At 65.1% G+C, this 19,311-nt stretch carries 17 protein-coding genes and 2 pseudogenes; 10 read left to right on the top strand and 9 right to left on the bottom strand.

The window, feature by feature from the left end; genetic code table 11:
* The first annotated feature begins 4 nt into the window (after positions 1–4).
* From PMM47T1_RS13125 to PMM47T1_RS13110, 4 genes are all read left to right on the top strand, one after another.
* Entirely contained in the window at positions 5–625 is a 621-nt protein-coding gene (locus PMM47T1_RS13125; protein ID WP_008369482.1) for a glutathione binding-like protein, read from the top strand.
* Positions 626–659: 34 nt separating this feature from the next.
* Positions 660–1,709: an AraC family transcriptional regulator gene (locus PMM47T1_RS13120; protein ID WP_008369478.1), complete on the top strand. Its 1,050-nt coding sequence runs from the start codon at positions 660–662 to the stop codon at positions 1,707–1,709.
* 129 nt (positions 1,710–1,838) lie between these two features.
* Positions 1,839–4,190 carry a TonB-dependent receptor gene (locus PMM47T1_RS13115; RefSeq protein ID WP_008369475.1) on the top strand — a complete coding sequence of 784 codons (2,352 nt, stop codon included), beginning with the start codon at positions 1,839–1,841 and terminating at the stop codon, positions 4,188–4,190.
* A 7-nt stretch (positions 4,191–4,197) separates the two neighbouring features.
* The gene (locus PMM47T1_RS13110) at positions 4,198–5,520 is read left to right on the top strand and encodes an LLM class flavin-dependent oxidoreductase (protein WP_043300981.1); all 1,323 of its coding nucleotides are present in this window, start codon (positions 4,198–4,200) and stop codon (positions 5,518–5,520) included.
* A gap of 151 nt (positions 5,521–5,671) precedes the next feature.
* On the opposite strand, the pseudogene PMM47T1_RS13105 reads toward PMM47T1_RS13110, so the two are convergent.
* Positions 5,672–5,974: pseudogene (locus PMM47T1_RS13105) on the bottom strand (DUF1835 domain-containing protein); the annotation flags it as partial.
* 270 nt (positions 5,975–6,244) lie between these two features.
* Between PMM47T1_RS13105 and PMM47T1_RS13100 the strand changes: the two are divergent.
* A complete protein-coding gene (locus PMM47T1_RS13100; RefSeq protein ID WP_008369469.1) occupies positions 6,245–7,573 on the top strand; it encodes an LLM class flavin-dependent oxidoreductase in 1,329 nt (442 codons plus the stop codon).
* Positions 7,574–7,736: 163 nt separating this feature from the next.
* Here the strand turns inward: PMM47T1_RS13100 and PMM47T1_RS13095 are convergent, their stop codons facing one another.
* From PMM47T1_RS13095 to PMM47T1_RS13080, 4 genes are all read right to left on the bottom strand, one after another.
* On the bottom strand, positions 7,737–8,618 hold the full coding sequence (locus PMM47T1_RS13095) for a bifunctional 5,10-methylenetetrahydrofolate dehydrogenase/5,10-methenyltetrahydrofolate cyclohydrolase (protein ID WP_043300996.1): 882 nt from the start codon (positions 8,616–8,618) through the stop codon (positions 7,737–7,739).
* A 79-nt stretch (positions 8,619–8,697) separates the two neighbouring features.
* Positions 8,698–8,913: a hypothetical protein gene (locus tag PMM47T1_RS13090; RefSeq protein WP_008369466.1), complete on the bottom strand. Its 216-nt coding sequence runs from the start codon at positions 8,911–8,913 to the stop codon at positions 8,698–8,700.
* A gap of 101 nt (positions 8,914–9,014) precedes the next feature.
* Positions 9,015–9,581 carry a type 1 glutamine amidotransferase domain-containing protein gene (locus PMM47T1_RS13085; protein WP_008369464.1) on the bottom strand — a complete coding sequence of 189 codons (567 nt, stop codon included), beginning with the start codon at positions 9,579–9,581 and terminating at the stop codon, positions 9,015–9,017.
* Positions 9,582–9,626: 45 nt separating this feature from the next.
* Positions 9,627–11,162 (bottom strand): FAD-dependent oxidoreductase, encoded by a 1,536-nt coding sequence (locus PMM47T1_RS13080; RefSeq protein ID WP_008369462.1) that lies wholly within the window; start codon positions 11,160–11,162, stop codon positions 9,627–9,629.
* A 202-nt stretch (positions 11,163–11,364) separates the two neighbouring features.
* Between PMM47T1_RS13080 and PMM47T1_RS13075 the strand changes: the two genes are divergently transcribed.
* Complete coding sequence (locus PMM47T1_RS13075) at positions 11,365–12,504, top strand: glutathione-independent formaldehyde dehydrogenase (RefSeq protein WP_008369459.1); 1,140 nt, start codon at positions 11,365–11,367, stop codon at positions 12,502–12,504.
* 117 nt (positions 12,505–12,621) lie between these two features.
* The gene (locus tag PMM47T1_RS13070; RefSeq protein ID WP_008369456.1) at positions 12,622–13,725 is read left to right on the top strand and encodes a catalase family protein; all 1,104 of its coding nucleotides are present in this window, start codon (positions 12,622–12,624) and stop codon (positions 13,723–13,725) included.
* A 69-nt stretch (positions 13,726–13,794) separates the two neighbouring features.
* On the opposite strand, the gene PMM47T1_RS13065 is transcribed toward PMM47T1_RS13070, so the two are convergent.
* Entirely contained in the window at positions 13,795–14,076 is a 282-nt protein-coding gene (locus tag PMM47T1_RS13065; protein ID WP_008369454.1) for a DUF6555 family protein, read from the bottom strand.
* A 178-nt stretch (positions 14,077–14,254) separates the two neighbouring features.
* Positions 14,255–14,821, bottom strand: a complete 567-nt coding sequence (locus PMM47T1_RS13060) for a TetR/AcrR family transcriptional regulator (protein ID WP_008369452.1) — start codon at positions 14,819–14,821, stop codon at positions 14,255–14,257.
* A gap of 155 nt (positions 14,822–14,976) precedes the next feature.
* Between PMM47T1_RS13060 and PMM47T1_RS13055 the strand changes: the two genes are divergently transcribed.
* Both PMM47T1_RS13055 and PMM47T1_RS13050 read left to right on the top strand, forming a co-directional pair.
* Complete coding sequence (locus tag PMM47T1_RS13055; RefSeq protein WP_008369450.1) at positions 14,977–15,762, top strand: SDR family NAD(P)-dependent oxidoreductase; 786 nt, start codon at positions 14,977–14,979, stop codon at positions 15,760–15,762.
* A gap of 12 nt (positions 15,763–15,774) precedes the next feature.
* Positions 15,775–15,975, top strand: a pseudogene (locus tag PMM47T1_RS13050) (NADP-dependent oxidoreductase); the annotation flags it as partial.
* Between the two features lie 68 nt (positions 15,976–16,043).
* On the opposite strand, the gene PMM47T1_RS13045 reads toward PMM47T1_RS13050, so the two are convergent.
* The gene (locus PMM47T1_RS13045; protein ID WP_008369446.1) at positions 16,044–16,886 is read right to left on the bottom strand and encodes a LysR substrate-binding domain-containing protein; all 843 of its coding nucleotides are present in this window, start codon (positions 16,884–16,886) and stop codon (positions 16,044–16,046) included.
* Positions 16,887–17,060: 174 nt separating this feature from the next.
* Here PMM47T1_RS13045 and PMM47T1_RS13040 point away from each other — a divergent pair, with 174 nt between their 5' ends.
* Positions 17,061–18,002, top strand: a complete 942-nt coding sequence (locus PMM47T1_RS13040; RefSeq protein WP_050990410.1) for a DMT family transporter — start codon at positions 17,061–17,063, stop codon at positions 18,000–18,002.
* A 48-nt stretch (positions 18,003–18,050) separates the two neighbouring features.
* Here PMM47T1_RS13040 and PMM47T1_RS13035 read toward each other — a convergent pair whose 3' ends face one another.
* Positions 18,051–19,310, bottom strand: a complete 1,260-nt coding sequence (locus PMM47T1_RS13035) for an FAD-dependent oxidoreductase (protein ID WP_008369442.1) — start codon at positions 19,308–19,310, stop codon at positions 18,051–18,053.
* Position 19,311 lies beyond the last annotated feature (1 nt).

Genomic DNA, 19,311 nt, shown 5'->3' with positions numbered 1-19,311 from the left:
TGCCATGACCACGCTGTTCATTTTTCCGGGCGCCTGCTCGTTTGCCGCCCACGTTGTGATTGATGAGCTGGAGCTGCCCATCGACGTCGAGGCGGTGGTGCTCAACAGCCCCGACTCGCCTTACCGCAGCATCAACCCGCTGGGCCGTGTGCCAGCCCTGCGCCTGGACGATCACACGCTGTTGACCGAGAACACCGCGATCCTGCCATACCTGGCCGACCAGCGCCCGGGTACGCCGCTGTTTGCCGCGGCGGGCACCGTGGAGCGTGCGCAGATTCAGTCATGGCTGGGCTACATCGCCACCGAGATCCATACGGGCGCCTTCCGCAGCATCAACCGTCCCGAGCGTTTCACCCCCGATGAGCAGGCCTTCGCCGGCATCCGCAGCAAGGGCGTGCAACGCCTGGCCGACGCGCTCAAGCCACTTGAGGCGCGCCTGAGCAGCCAGGACTACCTGGTGGGCAACCGCTTTACCCTGGCCGACGCCTACCTGGGCGTGTTCGTGGGCTGGAGCGCGCGGGCCGGCGTGCTGCTGCAGGACTTCCCTGCGCTGCAGGCGTTCCTGCAGCGCTATCGTGCGCGCGAATCGGTGGTTCGCACCCTGGCCGCCGAAGGCCTGTCCTGAATCACCCAGCATGAACCGAGGCTGAGGAGGCACCATGTCGACATTCCACACCATTGCCACCTGGGCCCAGGTCATCGCCCGCACCCTGGAGGCGCAGGGCATTGCCAGTGGCCCGCTGTTGCACGAAGCGGGCATCGGCCGCTTCAACCTGCATGACCCCAATCAGCGCATCGAGCTTGAGGGCATGAGCGCATTCTGGCGCGCGGCGCGGCGGGCCAGTGGTGACGAGTGCTTCGGTTTGCGCGTGGCTGCCTGCAGCTACCCCACCGACTTCCACGGCCTGCAGTTCGCGGTGCAAAGCAGTTCCACCTTCATTGAGGCCTTGGAGCGCGGCGTGCGTTTTGCGCCGGTGATTACCACCGCCGCGGTGATGGGGCTATTGCGCGGGCCGCAGGTCACGCGCCTGATCTATGGCGTGGCGGACGGCGCGCAGGTTGAACAGATGGCCACCGAAGCCTCCATTGCCTGCGCGGTCAGCTTCACCCGGCAGACCTGGCCGGGGCTGCCGATTGTGCTGGGCGTGCACCTGGCCCGGGCGCTGCCGGCCAACCCGCAGCGCTGGGCGGAGCTGTTAGGCTGCCCGGTGCACTTTGGTGCCGCGCACAACGCCATCGACTACGCCAACCGCTGGCTGCAGACGCCGTTGAACACCGCCAACCTGGAGGTGGCCCAAGGGTTGGACGCGGTGCTGGACGGCTACCTGGAGCGCCAGCGGCGCCTCAACCTGCCGCAGCGGGTGCGCAGCGCCATTCTGCGTGACTTGCCCCTGGGCGAAGTGCAGCAGAGCCGCGTGGCCGATGAGCTGGGCATGAGCGTGCGCAACCTGCACCGGCACCTGCTCAAGCATTCCACCAGTTTCAAGGCGCTGGTGGACGATTGCCGGCGCCAGCTGGCGTTCGGTTACCTGCGCCGCAGCGACTGCTCCATCAACGAAGTCTGCTACCGCCTGGGCTTCAACGAGCCCAGCAGTTTCAACCGCGCGTTTCGCCGCTGGACCGGTGCCAGCCCTGGCCAATGGCGGCGTCACGACCAGGGTGGCATGGCTTCTGCGCAGGCCCCGCAACACCTTTCCATCGCGGTATAGGGAGGCTGTCCGGCGCGGACCACAGGTTGTCCGCCCAGGCCCCATTCACCACGCTCGCACCCTCTAGCATGAGCATCCTGAACGTGCATTGGCCCATGTCGCCGCACGCAACCCAAGGAGCCTTTGCCCATGCTGTCACGCTACGCGGCCACCACGGCCCACCGCCTCAAACCCCTCAGTCTGTCATTGGCCATGGCGTTGCCAAGTGGCTTGTGGGCCACCGCCAGTAACGCTGCCGATGACAGCGCCCCGGCATCCAGCGAAGCCCAGGCTGACAGCAGCAGCCCACGCCTGGCGCCGGTGACCGTCACCGCCCGGCGGCGCGCCGAAGCCTCCCAGGACGTGCCCACGCCCATCACCACCCTGAGTGGCGATAACCTGGAAACCCAGCGCGTGTACAAAATTCAGGACCTGCAACAGGCACTGCCCAGCGTCAACGTGGCCTACGTGCATGCGCGGGTGTCGAGCTTCGCGGTGCGCGGCATTGGCAACAACCCGGCCAGTGACGGCCTGGAAGGCAGCGCGGGCATCTACCTGGACAACGTGTACCTGGGGCGCCCGGGCATGGCCGCCTTTGACATGCTCGACGTGGACCAGATCGAACTGCTGCGCGGGCCTCAGGGTACGCTGTTTGGCAAAAACACCACGGCCGGCGTGCTGAACATCACCACCCGCGGGCCGACCTTCACGCCCGAGCGCAGCCTGGAAGTGTCGGGTGGTCAGGACGGCTATTTCCAGGGCAAGGGCACGGTCTCCGGGCCGCTGACCGACACCCTGGCCGGGCGCCTGTCGTTCTACCGCACCCGCGACGACGGCTACCTGGACAACAAGCATGACAGCCGCACCTTGCTCGGCGGCGAACGGGAAGGGCTGCGCGGGCAGTTGCTGTTCAAGCCCAACGACGATTTCAGCCTGCGCTGGATCAACGAGTACAACACCGAGAACTCCAGCAGTGGCAGCAGCGTGATCTACGGCGCCGGCCCGCTGTTCTGGAAACGCGCCACCCTGGTGGGGGCCAACCCGATCCTGGGCCACAGCAACATCGACGGCCGCCAGAACGTCAGCGTGCACCAGAATGCCAGTTCCCTGGAAGCCAACTGGAACCTGGCGGGCGGCTACACCCTGACCTCCATCAGCGCCTACCGCTATTGGCACTTCAACCCGGCCAACGACGCCGATCAATTGAACGTGCCGGTGATTCGCGACTTCGGCTATGAAGTGCACGACCGGCAGTTCTCCCAGGAAATACGCCTGGCCTCGCCCAAAGGCGAGCACTTTGACTACGTGCTGGGTGCCTACGCCTTCAAGCAGGACCTGGGCAACCGCATTTTCACCCACTTTGGGCCGCTGGCCGACCTCGACCTGATTGGCGCCAACCTCAATGCGCTGAACAACGTCGACAGCAAGGTCAATGGCAAGGTCGACACCGAGAGCTACGCCCTGTTTGCCCAGGGCACCTGGCACCTGACCCCGCGCCTGGACTTCAGCGCCGGGCTGCGCGGTACCTACGAAGAGAAAGACGCCAACGTGCAGCGCTTCGCGCCCACCGGTGGCGGGGCGGCGGTGGTGATTCCCGGGGTGGTGGACGGCAATGCCATTCGGGCCGGGCAAGTGGGCGCTTATGACAGCGGCAACCTGCACCTGCACAACGCCGCGCCGTCGATGCTGGCCAGCCTGAGCTACCGGTTTACCGACGACGTGCTGGGCTATACCTCGCTGTCCCATGGCGAGAAGTCCGGCGGGGTCAACCTGGCCGTCGGCTCGGCGCCCAGCGCGGGGGGCGAATCGTTGCTGGTAGGGCCCGAGCGGGCCAACGATGCCGAACTGGGCATCAAGAGCCAGCTGTTCGACCACCGCCTGCAACTCAACGCCAACCTGTTCTGGACCGGCGTCAACGGTTACCAGGCCACCACGTATTACCAGCCGCCTGGCTCGCTCACCGGCTACCAACTGTTGACCAACGCCGGCACCGTGCGCTCGCGCGGCGTGGAGTTCGAGGCCACCACCGTGCCGGTGCGCGGGCTGACCGTGAACGTCAATGGCTCGTTCAACGACGTCACCTACCTGTCCTTCAAGGACGCCCCGTGCCCCGCCGAGAATACCACCGCGGCCACCTGCGACCTCAGCGGCCAGCGCGTGGCCGGGGCCTCGCGCTGGATCGGCAACGTCAACGGCGAGTATAAGTGGCCGCGCATCAACGGCATCCAACCCTACGCCACGGCCAGCTACGCCTACCGTTCGGCCAGCGAAGGCACGCTGGACAATTCGGCCTTGTCGAAGATCGACGGCTACGGCCTGGCCAACTTCTCGGTGGGTGCCCGCGTGGGCTATGGCGACGGCCTGGTGGACGCGTCGTTGTGGGTCAAGAACGCTTTCGATCGCGAGTACTACCTGGCCGTGGGCAGCGCCTCCAACGGCCTGTACACCGCTTCCCCGGGCCAGCCGCGCACGGCTGGCATCACCCTTCGCTATGACTTCTGAGGCATACATGAGCACACCACACATGAGCCTGGGCGCTTTTCTCATGGGCAGCGGCCACCACGTCGCCGCGTGGCGCCACCCCGGCGCCTGGAACGGTGGCGGCCTGGACTTCGAGCATTTCAAACAGCTGGCGAAAACCGCCGAGCGCGGCAAGTTCGACGCGGTATTCTTTGCCGACAACCTGGCGCTGATGGGCTCGCCGGAACTGGGCCAGTACACCACCGCCGGTGACGTGTTCGACCCACTGGTGCTGCTGTCCGGCCTGGCCACCGTCACTCAGCGCATCGGCCTGGTGTCCACGGTGTCCACCAGCTACAACGAGCCGTACCTGCTGGCGCGCAAGTTTGCCTCCCTGGACCACCTGAGCCAGGGGCGCAGTGGTTGGAACCTGGTGACTTCGGCCACTGACCTTGAGGCACTGAACTTCGGCCGCGAAGCGCATTTCGAGCACGGCGACCGTTACCAGCGCGCCGAGGAATTCATCGATGTGGTGACGGGCCTGTGGGACAGTTTCGAAGACGACGCCTTCTTGCGCGACAAGGCCAGCGGCGTGTACTTCCAGCCCGGCAAGCTGCACACCCTGGGGCATCGGGGCGAGCATTACCGGGTACGTGGCCCGCTGAACATTCCGCGCTCGCCCCAGGGCTACCCGGTGTTGATCCAGGCGGGCTCCTCGGAGCCGGGCAAGGTCCTGGCCGCGCGCACCGCCGAAGTGATTTTCACCGCGCAGCAGACGCTGGCCAACGCCCAGGCGTTCTATGCTGACGTCAAAGGCCGGCTGGCGGCATACGGGCGTGGGCCTGAAACACTGAAAATCATGCCGGGGATTTCGCCGGTGATCGGCCGCAGCCAGGGCGAGGCCGATGACTTGTTCGGGCAGTTGCAGGACGCTCTGGACCCCCGCGTTGGGCTGGGCTTGCTGGCGGGCATGGCCGGTGGTTTCGACCTGTCCGGGTATGACCTGGACGGGCCGCTGCCGGAGCTGCCCGTCAGCAACGCCATGCAAAGCCGCCAGGCGCTGTTCATTGACCTGGCGCGCCGGGAAAACCTGAGCATCCGCCAGCTGTACCTGAAAGTGGCGGGCGCCCGCGGCCACCACACCGTCATCGGCACCGCTGCGACGGTGGCCGACACGCTGGAGCAGTGGTTTGTGGAGCAGGGTGGTGATGGCTTTAACATCATGCCGCCGGTGCTGCCGCGCGGCCTCGATGACTTCGTCGACGGGGTTGTGCCGATCCTGCAGCGGCGCGGCCTGTTTCGGCGCGACTACAGCGGCAGCACCCTGCGCGACCACCTGGGCCTGCAACGGCCGACCAACCGCTACGCCTGAAGCAGCCTCCAGCAGCAACGGTCCGGTATGAAGTAGGTAGGCGCTGACGTCAGGCTGCGAAAAGATCCGCAGGACCTTCAGCGGTGTCGTCTTGATCGCGGGCGCGCGTTGCGCACCTTCGCAGCCTTCGGCAGCGGAGACGGTTATGTTAAAGGGGTTGGTTTTGGGCGATGTCGTTGCCGCAGCGCCAATGGCAGGTGGCGGCTTCGTCGCTGGCGGCGAAATCAGGGTGGTGCGCGGCAAACTCGATGGCGTCGACATGGGCCTTGAGCTTGGGCCAACTGCTGAACCCCGGCGCCTTGGCGACCTGCCAGTGGGCATCGGACAGGGAGGGTGCGGCGGCGTCAACGGGGGCCTGTTGGCGGAGGTGCCTGAGCAGTTCCTTGGCGCGCTTGCGCTGCTGTTCCAGGTTGATGCGCCCGTCGTTGGATGAAGCCTGATGAGAAGCGGGCATACGATCTCCTTGTGCATACCTTGTCCGCTTTAAGGTCGGGAGTCGTAATGACAGGAATGATGTGAATGTCCTGGGCGCAGCCCTTTGCGCGGGTGGTGGCGTGGATGACGCCTGACGGCCATATAGGCAATCGACGAAGGCTTTGCAACGCGGTACCTCGCACCTCGCCTTATAGCCCTACGGCATAACCCGGCACCATCCATTATTGGACGCCTGCCACCCTGGCCACCGATGCTGGCGTTATTTGCACTGCCACAGGGAACCTTGCCCATGAGCACCGCGCGACAACTCAAACTGGGCGCTTTCATGCGCCCCGTCAGCATCCACACTGGCGCCTGGCGTTACCCGGGCGCCTGGCCGGACGCCAACTTCAATTTCCAGCACCTCAAGCGCCTGGCCCAGACCCTGGAGCGGGGCAAGTTCGACGCCTTTTTCATGGCCGACCATCTGGCCTTGCTGAACATGCCGTTGGACGCGCTGAAACGCAGCCATACGGCCACCTCGTTCGAGCCTTTTACCCTGCTGTCCGCCTTGAGCCAGGCCACCGAACACCTGGGGCTGGTGGCCACCGCGTCCACCAGCTTCGACGAGCCATTCCATATCGCCCGGCGCTTTGCTTCCCTGGACCATCTGAGCAACGGCCGTGCCGGCTGGAATATTGTCACCACGTCAAACCCGGACGCGGCCCTGAACTTCGGCCTGGAGCAGCACCTGGACCACGACCAGCGCTACGCCCGTGCGCGCGAGTTTTACGACGTGGTCACCGGGTTGTGGGACAGCTGGGCTGACGACGCTTTTGTGCGTGACGTGCGCAGCGGAGAGTTTTTCGACCCCGCCAAGCTGCACACCCTCAACCACAAGGGCGAGCACTTGTCGGTGCGCGGCCCGCTGCACATCGCCCGGCCGGTGCAGGGGTGGCCGGTGATTGTGCAGGCAGGGTCTTCGGAGCCGGGCCGGCAGCTGGCGGCCGAGACGGCGGAAGTCATTTTCGCCGCGCCTGCCACCCTGGAGGAAGGCCGAGCCTTTTATGCCGACGTGAAAGCGCGGCTGGCGCCGCTGGGCCGCGAGCGCGATCACGTGAAAATTCTACCAGCAGCCTTCGTGGTGGTGGGCGACACGTTGCAGCAGGCCCGTGACATCCGCGCCCGGCTAGATAGCCTGGTACATTACCAGAGCGCCATTGCCTCGCTGTCCATCGCCCTGGGCACCGATGCCTCGCGCTTCGACCCGGACGGCTACCTGCCACCGATCCCGCAGACCAATGACAGCCAAAGCAGCCGGGAACGGGTGCTGGCCATCGCCGACCGCGAGCAGTTGACCGTGCGCCAGTTGGCCCTGCGCCTGGGCGGCTACGCGGGCCTGGCGTTCGTGGGCACGGCGCAGACTATCGCCGACCAGATGCAGGAATGGCTGGAGCGCGAGGGCAGCGATGGCTTCAACGTGATGTTTGCGTGGCTGCCGGGCGGTGTGGATGACTTCGTCGACAAAGTGGTGCCGGAACTGCAAGGGCGCGGCATCATGCGCCGCGAATACGAAGGCAGCACGCTGCGTGACAACCTCGGCCTGCCACGCCCCGCCAACCGCTTTTTCCCCCGATAACGCAACCCCGTCTTGTGCGAGATTGATACGTAGGCCCGTGGCCGCGAAGCAGGCGCTGCGGTTTATCGGGTAGAGCGCGGCATGGCCTTCGCGGACACGGTCCGCGCCTACAGGGTTACGCGGTACCGTAGGCGCTGCGGGGGGCGCGTCTTGCGACGCGACGTCAGGCAATGCGCGGTGCTTTTGAAGCGGCCAGCACGGTGTTTTTCAGCAGGTAGGCGATGGTCATCGGGCCCACGCCGCCGGGTACCGGGGTGATGGCGCTGGCCACCAGGCGCGCGCTGTTGTAGTCCACGTCGCCCACCAGCTTCGGGCCGTGGGGGGTGTCGATGCGGTTGATGCCCACGTCGATGACCACCGCGCCCGGCTTCAACCAGCTGGCGTCGATTAGTTTCGGTTTACCCACCGCCACCACCACGATATCGGCCAGGCGGCACAGTGCCGGGGCGTCGACGCTGCGCGAATGGACAATGCTTACCGAACAGTGGGCCTGCAGCAACAAGGTTGCCATGGGTTTGCCGACAATGTTGGAACGGCCGATCACCACCGCATGCTTGCCACTCAGGTCGCCGCAGGTTTCCTCCAGCAAGCGCATGCAGCCGCTGGGCGTGCAGGGCGTCAGGACGTCCTGGCCCTGCACCAGGCCGCCAACGTTTTCACGGTGAAAGCCGTCGACGTCCTTGGCCGGGTCGATGGCATGGATCACGGCCGCTTCGTCGATGTGCGCCGGTACCGGCAGTTGCACCAGGATGCCGTGCACGCCCGGGTCGGCATTGAGCATGGCGATCACTTCGAGCAGTTCTTGCTGGCTACAGGTGCTCGGCAGGCGGCGTTCGATGGACACGATACCCGCTTCGCCCGCCCGCAGGATCTTGTTGCGCACGTACACCTGGCTGGCCGGGTTATCGCCCACCAGCACCACGGCGAGCGCCGGGTGAATGCCCTGCGCGGTCAGTTCGCGTACCTGTTCGGCGACCTCGCCAAGCACGGTGGCGGCGATGGCCTTGCCGTCGATGTCGCGGGCCAGGGTAGCGGGGCTGTTCATGGTGGGCGTGTCCTTGTCTGGGCAGCGAAAGGGCGCCAGGCGCGCCCCGGAAAAGTCGCCCATGGTACGTCATCCGCCGTCAGGCGTCCTTGAGCACCGAGCGCAAAATGGCGTCCAGGTCCAGCCAGGGGTATTGGTCAACGTCCGTGCGTGCCGCGCAACCGGCCAGGTGCGTGAAGGGCGCATAGGCCTTGCTGGCCAGCTGCGACTGGCCGCAGGTGGGGCACTGCAGGTGGTCGCCCAGCAGCCGCCAGGCGCGGTCCCAGTTCCTGAGTTTGAGTGGTCTGTCCGGCATGGCTCAAGGCCTCGCAACAGGCGGAACGCGTATCATGCTCTCCCACGTGGGCGGTTGAACACTGGCACGCTCAGCCGTTGGTCGGGACCGCAGCGCTGACCTTATGCAGCCGTTTGCAACGCATGGGCAATGGCCTGGTTGAACGCCGGCAAGTCATCGGGCGTGCGCGAAGTGATCAGTGTCCAGCCGTTGGCCGGGCACTGCTTGACGGCCTCATCCACCCAGCCTGCGGCCTTGGCGTTAAGCAGGTCTGTGCGCACGCTGGGGTAGGAAGTCAGCGTCTTGCCTTCAATGACTCCGGCATCGATCAGCGCCCAGGGGCCATGACAAATCGCCGCCACGGTTTTGCCGGCGCTGACGAACTCCTTGATCAGGCGCCGGGCATCACTGTCCTGGCGCAGGGTATCGGCGTTGACCGTGCCGCCGGGAATCACCAGGGCGTCGAAATCCGCTGCCTTGAGCCCGGCCAGTGTAGCGTCCGATTCCACCGTGCGGTCTTTCTCGGTGTCGTGCTGGAAGGTCTGGGTGCTGCCGCCCTTGATCGAGCCGTGAACCAGGGTGGCACCAAAGCCGCGCAGTGCTTCCAGAGGCCTGAGCAGCTCGTCGCGCTCGATGCCGGTGTTGCTGGTGATGACAAGGATGTGTTTGCCGTTCAATTGAGTGCTCATGATGAAACTCCTTCTGTGGTTATTACCGTTGCCTGACGGCAGCGGTTACGCAATGTCCCAGCTGTGGATCAGGGCCTGCGCCTGCTCGCGGCCAAGCGGCTGCTTCATGCGTTGGGCCAGGGCCGCCATGGCGCGCGAATAGCCGCAGGCCACGACTGCCAGGACCTGGTCGGCGCGGCAGTGCATGGCAATGAATTGAAAGCGTGGCAGGTCGCCTTCCAGTGTGGTGTGGTCCCAGTCACTGGCGTGCCCCAGTACCTCGAGGGTCTTGTTGTGGTGGTAGGTCCAGAAGAACGGCACGTCGGCGTACACCTGGGCGTCCCCCAGCAGGTTGTCGACAGCCACCCAGGCCTGTTGCTGGGCCACGCGCCAGTGCTCGATGCGCACTGCCTGGCCGTTGAACGGGAAGGTGACCATGTCACCGGCCGCCCACAGGCCTTCGGCCGCGCTCAGGTGTGTATCGACCAGCAGCGATTGGTCCTGCGCCAGGGGCAGGCCCTTGAGCAGGTCGGTGGCAGGCTTCACGCCGGTACCGAACAGCACCAGGTCGGTGGCCAGGCGCTCGCCGTTGGCCAGCAGCACGGTCTGTACGTGGGTGTCGCCTTCCACGGCCACCGGCTCGGTGGGCGCATGGAACACCACGCCATGCTGCTGGTGCAGGTCACGCAGCGCCCGGCCAATCTCATCGCCCAGCACCTTGGCCATGGGCACTGCGTGGCGGCTGACCACGTGCACCTGCACGCCCAGTTGGCACAGCGCCGAAGCTGCTTCCAGGGCAATGAAACTGCTGCCGATGATCACCACTCGCCGGGCCTGGCGGGCCGCGTCGAGCAACTGCGCGGCGTGGTCGCGCGAGCGCAGCACATGAGTGCCGGGCAGGAGCGCACCGGGAATATCAGGGCGCTGGGCGATGCCGCCGGTGGCCACCAGCGCCCCGTCGTAGGCCAATTGCTGCCCGTCCGCGAGGGTGATGGCCTTGGCCTTGGCATCAATGTGGTTCACCGTGGCGTGGAGGTGCAGCAGGTTGGGACTGGCCTGAGTCTGTTCATCCAGCAGCGCAGGTGTTTGCTCGGCAGGCATGTCGCCGGCGATGACAAATTTGCTCAGCGCGGTGCGGTCGTAGCTGGGGCTTTCCTGCGCATCCACCCACACCAGGCGCCCGGCGAAGCCCTTGCTGTCCAGCCTGGCGACGGCTGCGGCCCCTGCGGCGCCACCACCAACAATCACCAGGCTGCGTGCCGGTTCGCGGGGCGTGGGCACAGGGGCCGGTTGCGGTTGGTCATCCACCCACACCTCACCCTTTTGCACATGGGCCGGGTAGCGCGTCAGTCGGCTCAGGGCAGGGGGTTCGCACACCTCGCCATCGTCCACGGCAAAGGCTGCCTTGTGCCACGGGCAGATCAGCCGATGTTCGCACACGGCGCCTTCGTCAAGGGGGGCGCCGGCATGGGGGCAGTCAGCCTGAAAGGCGCGCACGTTGTCGCCAACGCGCAGCAACACCACGTCCTGTTCGCCAGCCTTTACGCGGGTGGCGTGGCGCTCGTCGAGTTGATCCAGGTGGGCGACAGCATGCAGGGCCATGACAATCCTCCAGGGCAGGCAAGCAGCAGGTTTGCGTCTTGACTGCCAGGCCAACCGTGCGACTGCACTGGTTCGACGAACGGTTGCACATTCACCACTCGTCAGCGATTGGCGTAATTCTCTGAACGCAGGGGGCGCTACGCCTGATCTGATTTCTAGTAAGCGCGTCAATTTTCTTCGTCTACCTCCACAGGAGAATCACATGAAAGCAATCGTCTACAACGGCCCCCGCGACGTCAGCGTGCAGAACGTTCCTGATGCCAAAATCGAAAAACCGACCGATGCCGTGGTGCGCATCACCACCACCAATATCTGTGGCTCGGATCTGCACATGTATGAAGGCCGTACTTCGTTTGAACAGGGGCGGGTGTTCGGCCACGAAAACCTCGGCGAGGTGATTGAGGTGGGTGCCGGTGTCGACCGCATCAAGGTCGGCGACCGGGTGTGCCTGCCGTTCAACATTGGCTGCGGCTTCTGCGAAAACTGCGAAAAGGGCCTGACCGGTTTCTGCCTCACTGCCAACCCCGGCAGTGCGGGGGCCGCCTATGGCTTTGCCGAAATGGGCCCCTACCAGGGCGGCCAGGCTGAGCTGCTGCGCGTGCCCTACGCCGACTTCAACTGCCTGGTGTTACCCGAGGACGCCCAGGAGCGTGAAGATGACTACGTGATGCTGTCCGACATCTTCCCCACCGGCTGGCACGCCACCGAACTGGCCGGCCTGCTGCCGGGTGAAAGCATTGCCATTTACGGCGCCGGCCCCGTGGGCCTGATGGCCGCACACTCGGCCATGATCAAGGGCGCCGCGCAGGTGTTCGTCGTCGACAGTCACCCGGACCGTCTGCAATTGGCGGCCAAGCTGGGGGCTACGCCGATCAACTCCCTGGAGCAGGAAGCGGTGGACCAGATCCTCAACCTGACCCATGGCAAAGGCACCGACCGCGGCTGCGAATGCGTGGGTTATCAGTGCTGCGACCGTCACGGCCACGAAGCCAACCATCTCACCATGAACAACCTGGTGGCCTCCACCAAGGCCACCGGCGGCATTGGCGCGGTGGGGGTATTCGTGCCCCAGGACCCGGGTGCGCACAACGAACTGGCGAAGGAGGGCAAGATGGCCTTCGACTTCGGCGCCTTCTGGTTCAAGGGGCAACAGATCCGCACCGGCCAGGCCAACGTCAAGGCCTACAATCGGCGCCTGGCCGAGCTGATTCACCACGGCCGCGCAACGCCATCGCAGATCATTTCCCACCGCCTGAAACTGGCTGAAGCGCCCAAGGCCTACGAGCATTTCGATGCCCGTGACAATGGCTGGACCAAAGTGGTGCTCAAGCCCGCTGCCTGAGCCCGTCCTGGCAGGGCGGCGCTTGCGTGCCTGCCTGTAACCGTGAACCGCGCGGGCCACAGGTCATCAAGAACCTGCCTGCCAGGCGCGCCGTCATTGACCTGATGAGGTGTCACCATGAGCGCCAACCCCCTGGGCGTAGAGCCGGTCGTGTTCCAGCCCGACTTTGAGCAAATCCCCTATGACGAGGCGCAGACCAGCGCCGAGCTGGTGCAGGCCATGCACAGCATTCTGGAGAAAACCCAGGCAGACTACGGCCACCCGGTGCGCAGCGTGCACGCCAAGGCCCACGGTTTGCTGGCCGGCAGCCTTGAGGTGCTGACAGGGTTGCCGGCCGAGCTTGCGCAAGGGTTGTTTGCCCAGCCTGGCACTTACGGCGTGGTGATGCGCCTGTCCACCAACCCAGGGGACATGCTTGACGACAACGTGTCCACGCCACGGGGCATGGCCATCAAGGTCATCGGCGTGCAGGGCGCGAGGCTGCCTGGCAGCGAACACGACACCACCCAGGATTTCGTGATGCAGAACGCCCGCGCTTTCACCGCAGCGACGCCCAAAGCGTTTCTCAAGACGTTGAAGCTGCTGGCCAAGACCACCGACAAATTGCCTGGCCTGAAGAAAGCCATGTCGGCGGCCCTGCGCGGCATCGAGGCAACGGTGGAGGCCATGGGCGGTGAAAGCGGCACTTTGAAAAGCCTGGGCGGCCACCCGCGTACGCATCTCCTGGGCGAGAGCTTTTTCACCGTGGTGCCTATGCTGTACGGCAGCTATTACGCCAAGGTCAGCGTGGTGCCGGTATCGCCGCCACTGCGCGCGCTCACCGGCCAGGAAGTGGACCTGGATGGCAAGCCCGACGGCCTGCGCGAGGCCGTGGGGCAGTATTTCGCCAGCCATGAAGGCGTGTGGGAAGTGCGCGTGCAACTGGCCACCGACACGGAAAAAATGCCTATCGAGGATGCGTCCGTGGTGTGGCCGGAAGACCTGAGCCCCTACGTGACGGTGGCGCGCCTGCATGTGCCGCAGCAGGACGCCTGGTCAGCGCAGCGGGTCAGCCATATTGACGATCGCATGGCGTTCAGCCCGTGGCATGGCCTGGCGGCGCATCGCCCGCTGGGTGGCATCATGCGTGTGCGCAAGCCAGCCTATGAGCACTCGGCGGGATTTCGGGGCGAGCACCTGGGTTGCCCCATGCACGAGCCGCGTAAGGTGGAAGATGTGTAGCGAAGGGAGGTAAAAAGGTGTGGAGTACATGTGTACTCCATTACCGTTAATACAACCGTCGGGCCCCGATCAGGGCTCGGCGGATTCCGATGACGTGGTGGCGTCACTGTCCGCGCGCGCGGTTCGCTGGCCGGCCAGGCGCCATTTCACCTCGGTGATGCCGTAGCGCTCGGCCATGGGCTTGCTGACCTGACGCACCTGCTGGCGGCCGAATTTGGGAATGATCCCGACGCCGGCATCGCAACTGGCCCAATGCCAGGCGAGGGCATTGTCCATTTTCTCCAGGCGAATGATGAACGTGGCCGGCTTGCCGTGAAGCCGGTATTCGATGACATAGAGCTGTGGGTTCATGGGCGCCTCCGGTCAATCCCTGAAAATGGGATTGCAGGGGGCCGGCAGTAATTCAAAAAAAATGCTTATGGAAGCGATAAGTGGCGCATCTGCACGGCAGGCGCCGTTTTCCTGACGCACTGGCCAAACACCGTAGCCGCCCTGTGTTGTGAGGGGGTGTAGCCGCCGCTATAGGTCCTTAGCCCAACCGCGCCAACGCCGCCGCACAACAGGCCTGCAGAATCTCATCCGCCAGCGCCGAGTCGTCCGGGCAGGCTCGGGACAGCATCACCGCGCCGGCCAGCTGCGCCATGGCATCGATGCGTCGCGCACGCGCTTCGCGGCGCGCGTCCTCGCCCTGGTCGGCAGCGTCGTCAGCAGCCTTCGCCAGCGCGCGCTCGATGCTGTCGGCGAACACTTGCTTGACCGGCGGCGGCTGGCGCGCAGCGTCCGATGACAGTGACGCCAGCGTGCAGCCTTCGCCAGGCGAGTCGCGGTGCTCGCGGGACAGGTACTGCTGGATCAAGTCGCAGCGGTCGGCCTGGTCGGTGACCGCCTGGGTCTGGGCAAAACCGCAGGCAGCCGCCTCCACCATCAGGTCGGCCTTGGAGGCGAAGTGTTTGTAGAAACCGCCGTGGGTAAACCCAGCGGCGGCCATCAGGTCGGCCACGCTTACCCCGTCGTAGCCGCGTTCGCGGAACAGGGCTGAGGCGGTTTCAACGATGTGCGCGCGGTTGGCCTGGACCTGCGCTTTGCTGACTTTCATAAAAACTCCCGCGTTGAAGCAGATAACAGGCCCCATTATACATTGATGTCGTTCAACATCAAAATGCTTGACGGTTTAGATTTCGATCATCATCATAAAGTCATGCCCTTGGCCGTTCCGGCGGTGCATCCCCCCTCATTCAGGAGCAACACTTCATGAGCAAGCTTCCCACCGTTCTGATCACCGGCGCTTCCAGCGGCATCGGCGCTACCTATGCACAACGCTTCGCCCGCCGTGGCCACAACCTGGTGCTGGTAGCACGGGACAAGGGGCGGCTGGACGCCCTGGCGGCCCGGTTGCGTGACGAAAGCGCGATCACCGTCGACGTGGTGCAGGCTGACCTGACCCACGCCGCCGACCTGGCCAGGATTGAAACGCGCCTGCGGGAAGATGCCAGCATTGGCATCCTTATCAACAATGCAGGCGTTGGTCAGAACGGTGGGTTTGCCCAGCAGACCGCCGACAGCATCGACAGCCTGGTGGCCCTCAACATCACCGCACTGACCCGGCTTGCCGCCGCCATCGCTCCACGTATCTCCCAGGCAGGCGAGGGCGCCATCGTCAACATCGGCTCGGTGGTTGGCCTGGCGCCGGAACTCAACATGACCGTGTACGGCGCCACCAAGGCCTACGTGCTGTTCCTCTCCCAGGGACTGCAACTGGAACTGGGCCCCAAGGGCGTCTACGTGCAAGCCGTGCTGCCTGCGGCTACCCGCACCGAGATCTGGGCGCGCTCGGGCATGGACATCGACCAACTGCCGGAAGTGATGGAAGTGGGCGACCTGGTGGACGCGGCGCTGGTGGGCTATGACCGCCGTGAAGCGGTAACCATTCCGCCACTGCATGTGGCCGAACGCTGGGACGCCCTGGACGGTGCCCGCCGGTTGCTGCTGTCCGACCTTCGCCAGGCCCAGCCTGCCGAACGCTACCGCGCCAGCTAAGCCACCCCGTTCATGAAGGCATTCATCATTGAGGGTTACGGCAAGGGTAGCGTCGGCAGGGTTGCCGACCTGCCCGAGCCAGTGGTGCACGAAGATGATGTACTGATTCAGGTGCACGCGGCGGGGGTCAACGCCCTCGACGCGGAGATCAGCAACGGCGAATTCAAGAGGATCCTGCCGTATGCATTGCCGCTGATGCTGGGCAACGACGTGCCGCGCCGGTCACTGCGGGTACTGAAACCGGGCGGGCGAAGGGCAAGGTGGTGGTGAAGGTGCGCTGATCAGCCCACCATCGATTCCAGCAGCCACTCCCGAAACACCTCGGCACACGCCGAGCGTTTGCGATGCTTGACCGACACCAGGTATTCGCCGTTGCCGGTCACGCACTCAAACGCCGTTACCCGTTGCAGTTCGCCCTTGGCCAGGGCCTCGTCGGCCATGAAACTCCACGCCAGGCCAATGCCCATGCCTTGCTGCACCGCGCGAAACGCCAGGGTCAGCTGGTTGAACACTGGCGCCTTGTCCTGTGGGCTGTAGTCGATGCCCAAATGACCGAACCACTGGTGCCAGTCCATGCATTGCCAGGCCGCGGTGTCGATTTGCACCAGGTTGGCCTGGGCCAGTTGCGCCAGGGTTTTCACCGACGCGACCGGCAGGGCGGGGTGCGCCACGGCGTAGACGATTTCCGGCAACAGGAAGTCGCTGTCCAGCGTCGACCACTCACCTGAACCGTAGAGAATGCCCACGTCGAAATCGTTGAGGCTAGCCGCCTCGAATTCGTTCATGGCGTGCACGTGCACGGCGATGTCAGGGTAGGCCTTGTTGAACTCGATCAGCTTGGGGAACAGCCAGAACTGCGCCAGTGCATGGGTGGCCAGCACCGAGACCGCGTTGCTCTGGTGCACGTTGCGGATGCGCGTGACGCTTTGGTACAGGGTGGTCAGCAGCACATTGACGGTCATCATCAGCTCGTCCCCGGCGCTGGTCAGGCTGACGCCCCGCGGTTTGCGCTCGAACAGCGGCACGCCCAGGCTGTCTTCCAGCTGGCGCATCTGTTTGCTCACTGCGCTTTGAGTGACGAACAGCTCGGTGGCCGCAGCGGTGAAGCTGCCATGGCGCCCCACGGCTTGGAAGGTGACCAGGGTTTCCAGCGGCGGCAGGGTACGCAGGTAACGGTTGATGATGATGCTCCTGGTCGTGGGGTATGCCGCTGGGGAATGGGTAGCCTACTTTTTATCGCAGGTGGCGGTTGAATGCCAGGGATAGAATGCCGCTGAACACAACCTGTCCGAGTGCAGATGATGAACAGTGGCGTGATGTATGCGGTGTTGGCGGGAGCGATCTGGGGCGGGGTGATCATCGGCCCGGCGCTGTTGCCTGAATTCAACGCCGTGCTGATCAGCAGCGTGCGCTTTGCCTTGTACGGGTTGATCTCGCTGGCGCTGGCCTTGCCCCTGGCGTCCCGATTGCTGGCCCGGCTGACCCGCCGCGACGTGATGATGCTGCTGCGCTTGGCGCTGACGGGCAACGTACTCAACTACGCGCTGCTGGGTGCGTCGGTGCAGTTGAGCGGGGTGACCACTGCGGCGCTGATCAACGGCATGCTGCCGGTGGCCATCACCTTCCTGGGGCGTGGCGACGCGGGCTCCCTGCCGGTCAGCAAACTCAAGTTGCCGCTGCTGATGGTATTCCTGGGCATCGTGGCAGTGAGCCTGGCGCACACGGGCGGGCCACTGTCGCAGCCATCGCTGTCGTCGCGTTGGCTGGGGCTGGCCTGCGGGCTGAGCGCGGTGGTGTGCTGGTCGTGGTACGCCACGCGCAACGCCCGTTATCTGAAGCAAAGTCCCTTCAACAGCCATGAGTGGTCGACGCTGCTGGGTATTGTCACCGGCGTGGTGGCGATGGCCTTCGGTGCCGTGGCGTTGCTGCTGTTCCCCAACCTGGTGCCTGCGCAGGTCGACCACAGCCGCTGGGTGAGTCTGCTGTGGGTGTGCCTGTTCCTGGCACTGTGCGGTTCGTGGATTGCCAACGGCTTGTGGAACGCTTGCTCGCGGCGCATGCCGGCGTCGCTGAGCGGCCAGATGATCGTGTTCGAAACGCTGTTTGCCTGTGTCTACGGCTTTCTGTTCAGCCAGCGTGTGCCCGGGTTGATGGAGGTGACCGCCATTGCGCTGCTGGTGGGCGGGGTGGTGTGGGCGGCGCGGCGTCATCAGGGGGGGCCGGCGTTGACCTCGGTCTGACCGACGTGTATCCGTTGGCGCCAGGTTGTCAGTCATTCAAAAATACCCTCAAAACCGCCCAAGCCGGTAGGGCGTCACCGCCGGCAACCCTTGCAGGGAACCTGGCTGCACCAACTGCGCCACCATCTGTGCCGTGATGGCGGCCTGGGTCAGGCCCAGGTGCTGGTGGCCGAAGGCAAGCAGGACCTTGCCATCGCAGACCTTGTCGATCACCGGCAGCGAGTCAGGCAGCGATGGCCTGAATCCCATCCACTCGGTGGCGCCTTCGGCATCCAGTTCGCGCGTGAACAAGCCTCGGCTCAGCCGCTGCAATTGCCGTGCGCGGCCCATGGACGGTGGTGCGTGCAACCCGGCGAACTCCACGGTGCCGGCCAGGCGCAAGCCGTCCTGCATGGGCGTCATGATGAACTTGCGTTCCAGTGACGTCACGGCGAACGGCAGACGCTGCTGTTCGCGCGGCAGCATCAAATGGTAGCCGCGTTCGGTGTCCAGCGGCACCCGCTTGCCGGTCAGGCGCGCAGTGAGGTGGGCCGAATGAGCGCCGCAGGCAATCAACACCTGGCGTGCCTGGAAGGTGCCCTGATCGCTGCTCAGCGTCACACCGGCGGAGTTCACCTGGCCGTCCGTGACCGCTTGCTGATGAAACTCCACGCCGCAGGCCTTGGCCGCCGCCACCAGCTCATTCACTACCCGGTAAGGGTCGATGAAGTGGCCGGTGGCGGGGAAAAACAGGCCGCCCTGCAGGTGTTCGCTTAACTGCGGAGCTGCCTGGCGAATGGCGTCGGCCTGCCACACGTCCACCGGCACCTGTTGCTGGCGCAAACGTGTCTGCAAGGCGTCGATGGCCTGGCGCGATTCGGCACGCTCGAACACCAGCAGCGAGCCATCGTGCTTGAGCAGATGGGGCCGTTCGATGGACTGCAAAAGGCGCTGCCAGGCGCCCAGGCTGTTTTCATTCAGCGCACGAATGCCTGCCACCGTGCGCTGGAACGGCGCCGTGCGCAGGTTCAGCAGCAGGCGGGTAAACCATGGCAAGGCCTGTGGCAGGTATTTCCAGTCCAGGCGCAGCGGGCCCATGGGGTCCATCAGCATGGCCGGCAGGCGCTTGAGTATCGACAGGTCGGCGATGGGAAATACCTGCTCGGTGGCCAGGTGCCCGGCGTTACCATAAGAGGCCCCCATGCCCGGTGGCTGACGGTCGAGGACCGCCACCCGGAGGCCTTGGCGAGCCATCGCCAGGGCGCAGCTGACGCCGATGATGCCGGCGCCGATCACGGCAATGTCAGTGGTACGGTTGGCGTCGGTCATC

The sequence above is a fragment of the Pseudomonas sp. M47T1 genome, assembly GCF_000263855.1.
In the GTDB taxonomy this organism is placed as follows: Bacteria; Pseudomonadota; Gammaproteobacteria; order Pseudomonadales; family Pseudomonadaceae; genus Aquipseudomonas.
The sequence above is the reverse complement of the archived record's forward strand: the minus strand, read 5'-3'. Positions and strand labels throughout refer to the sequence as shown.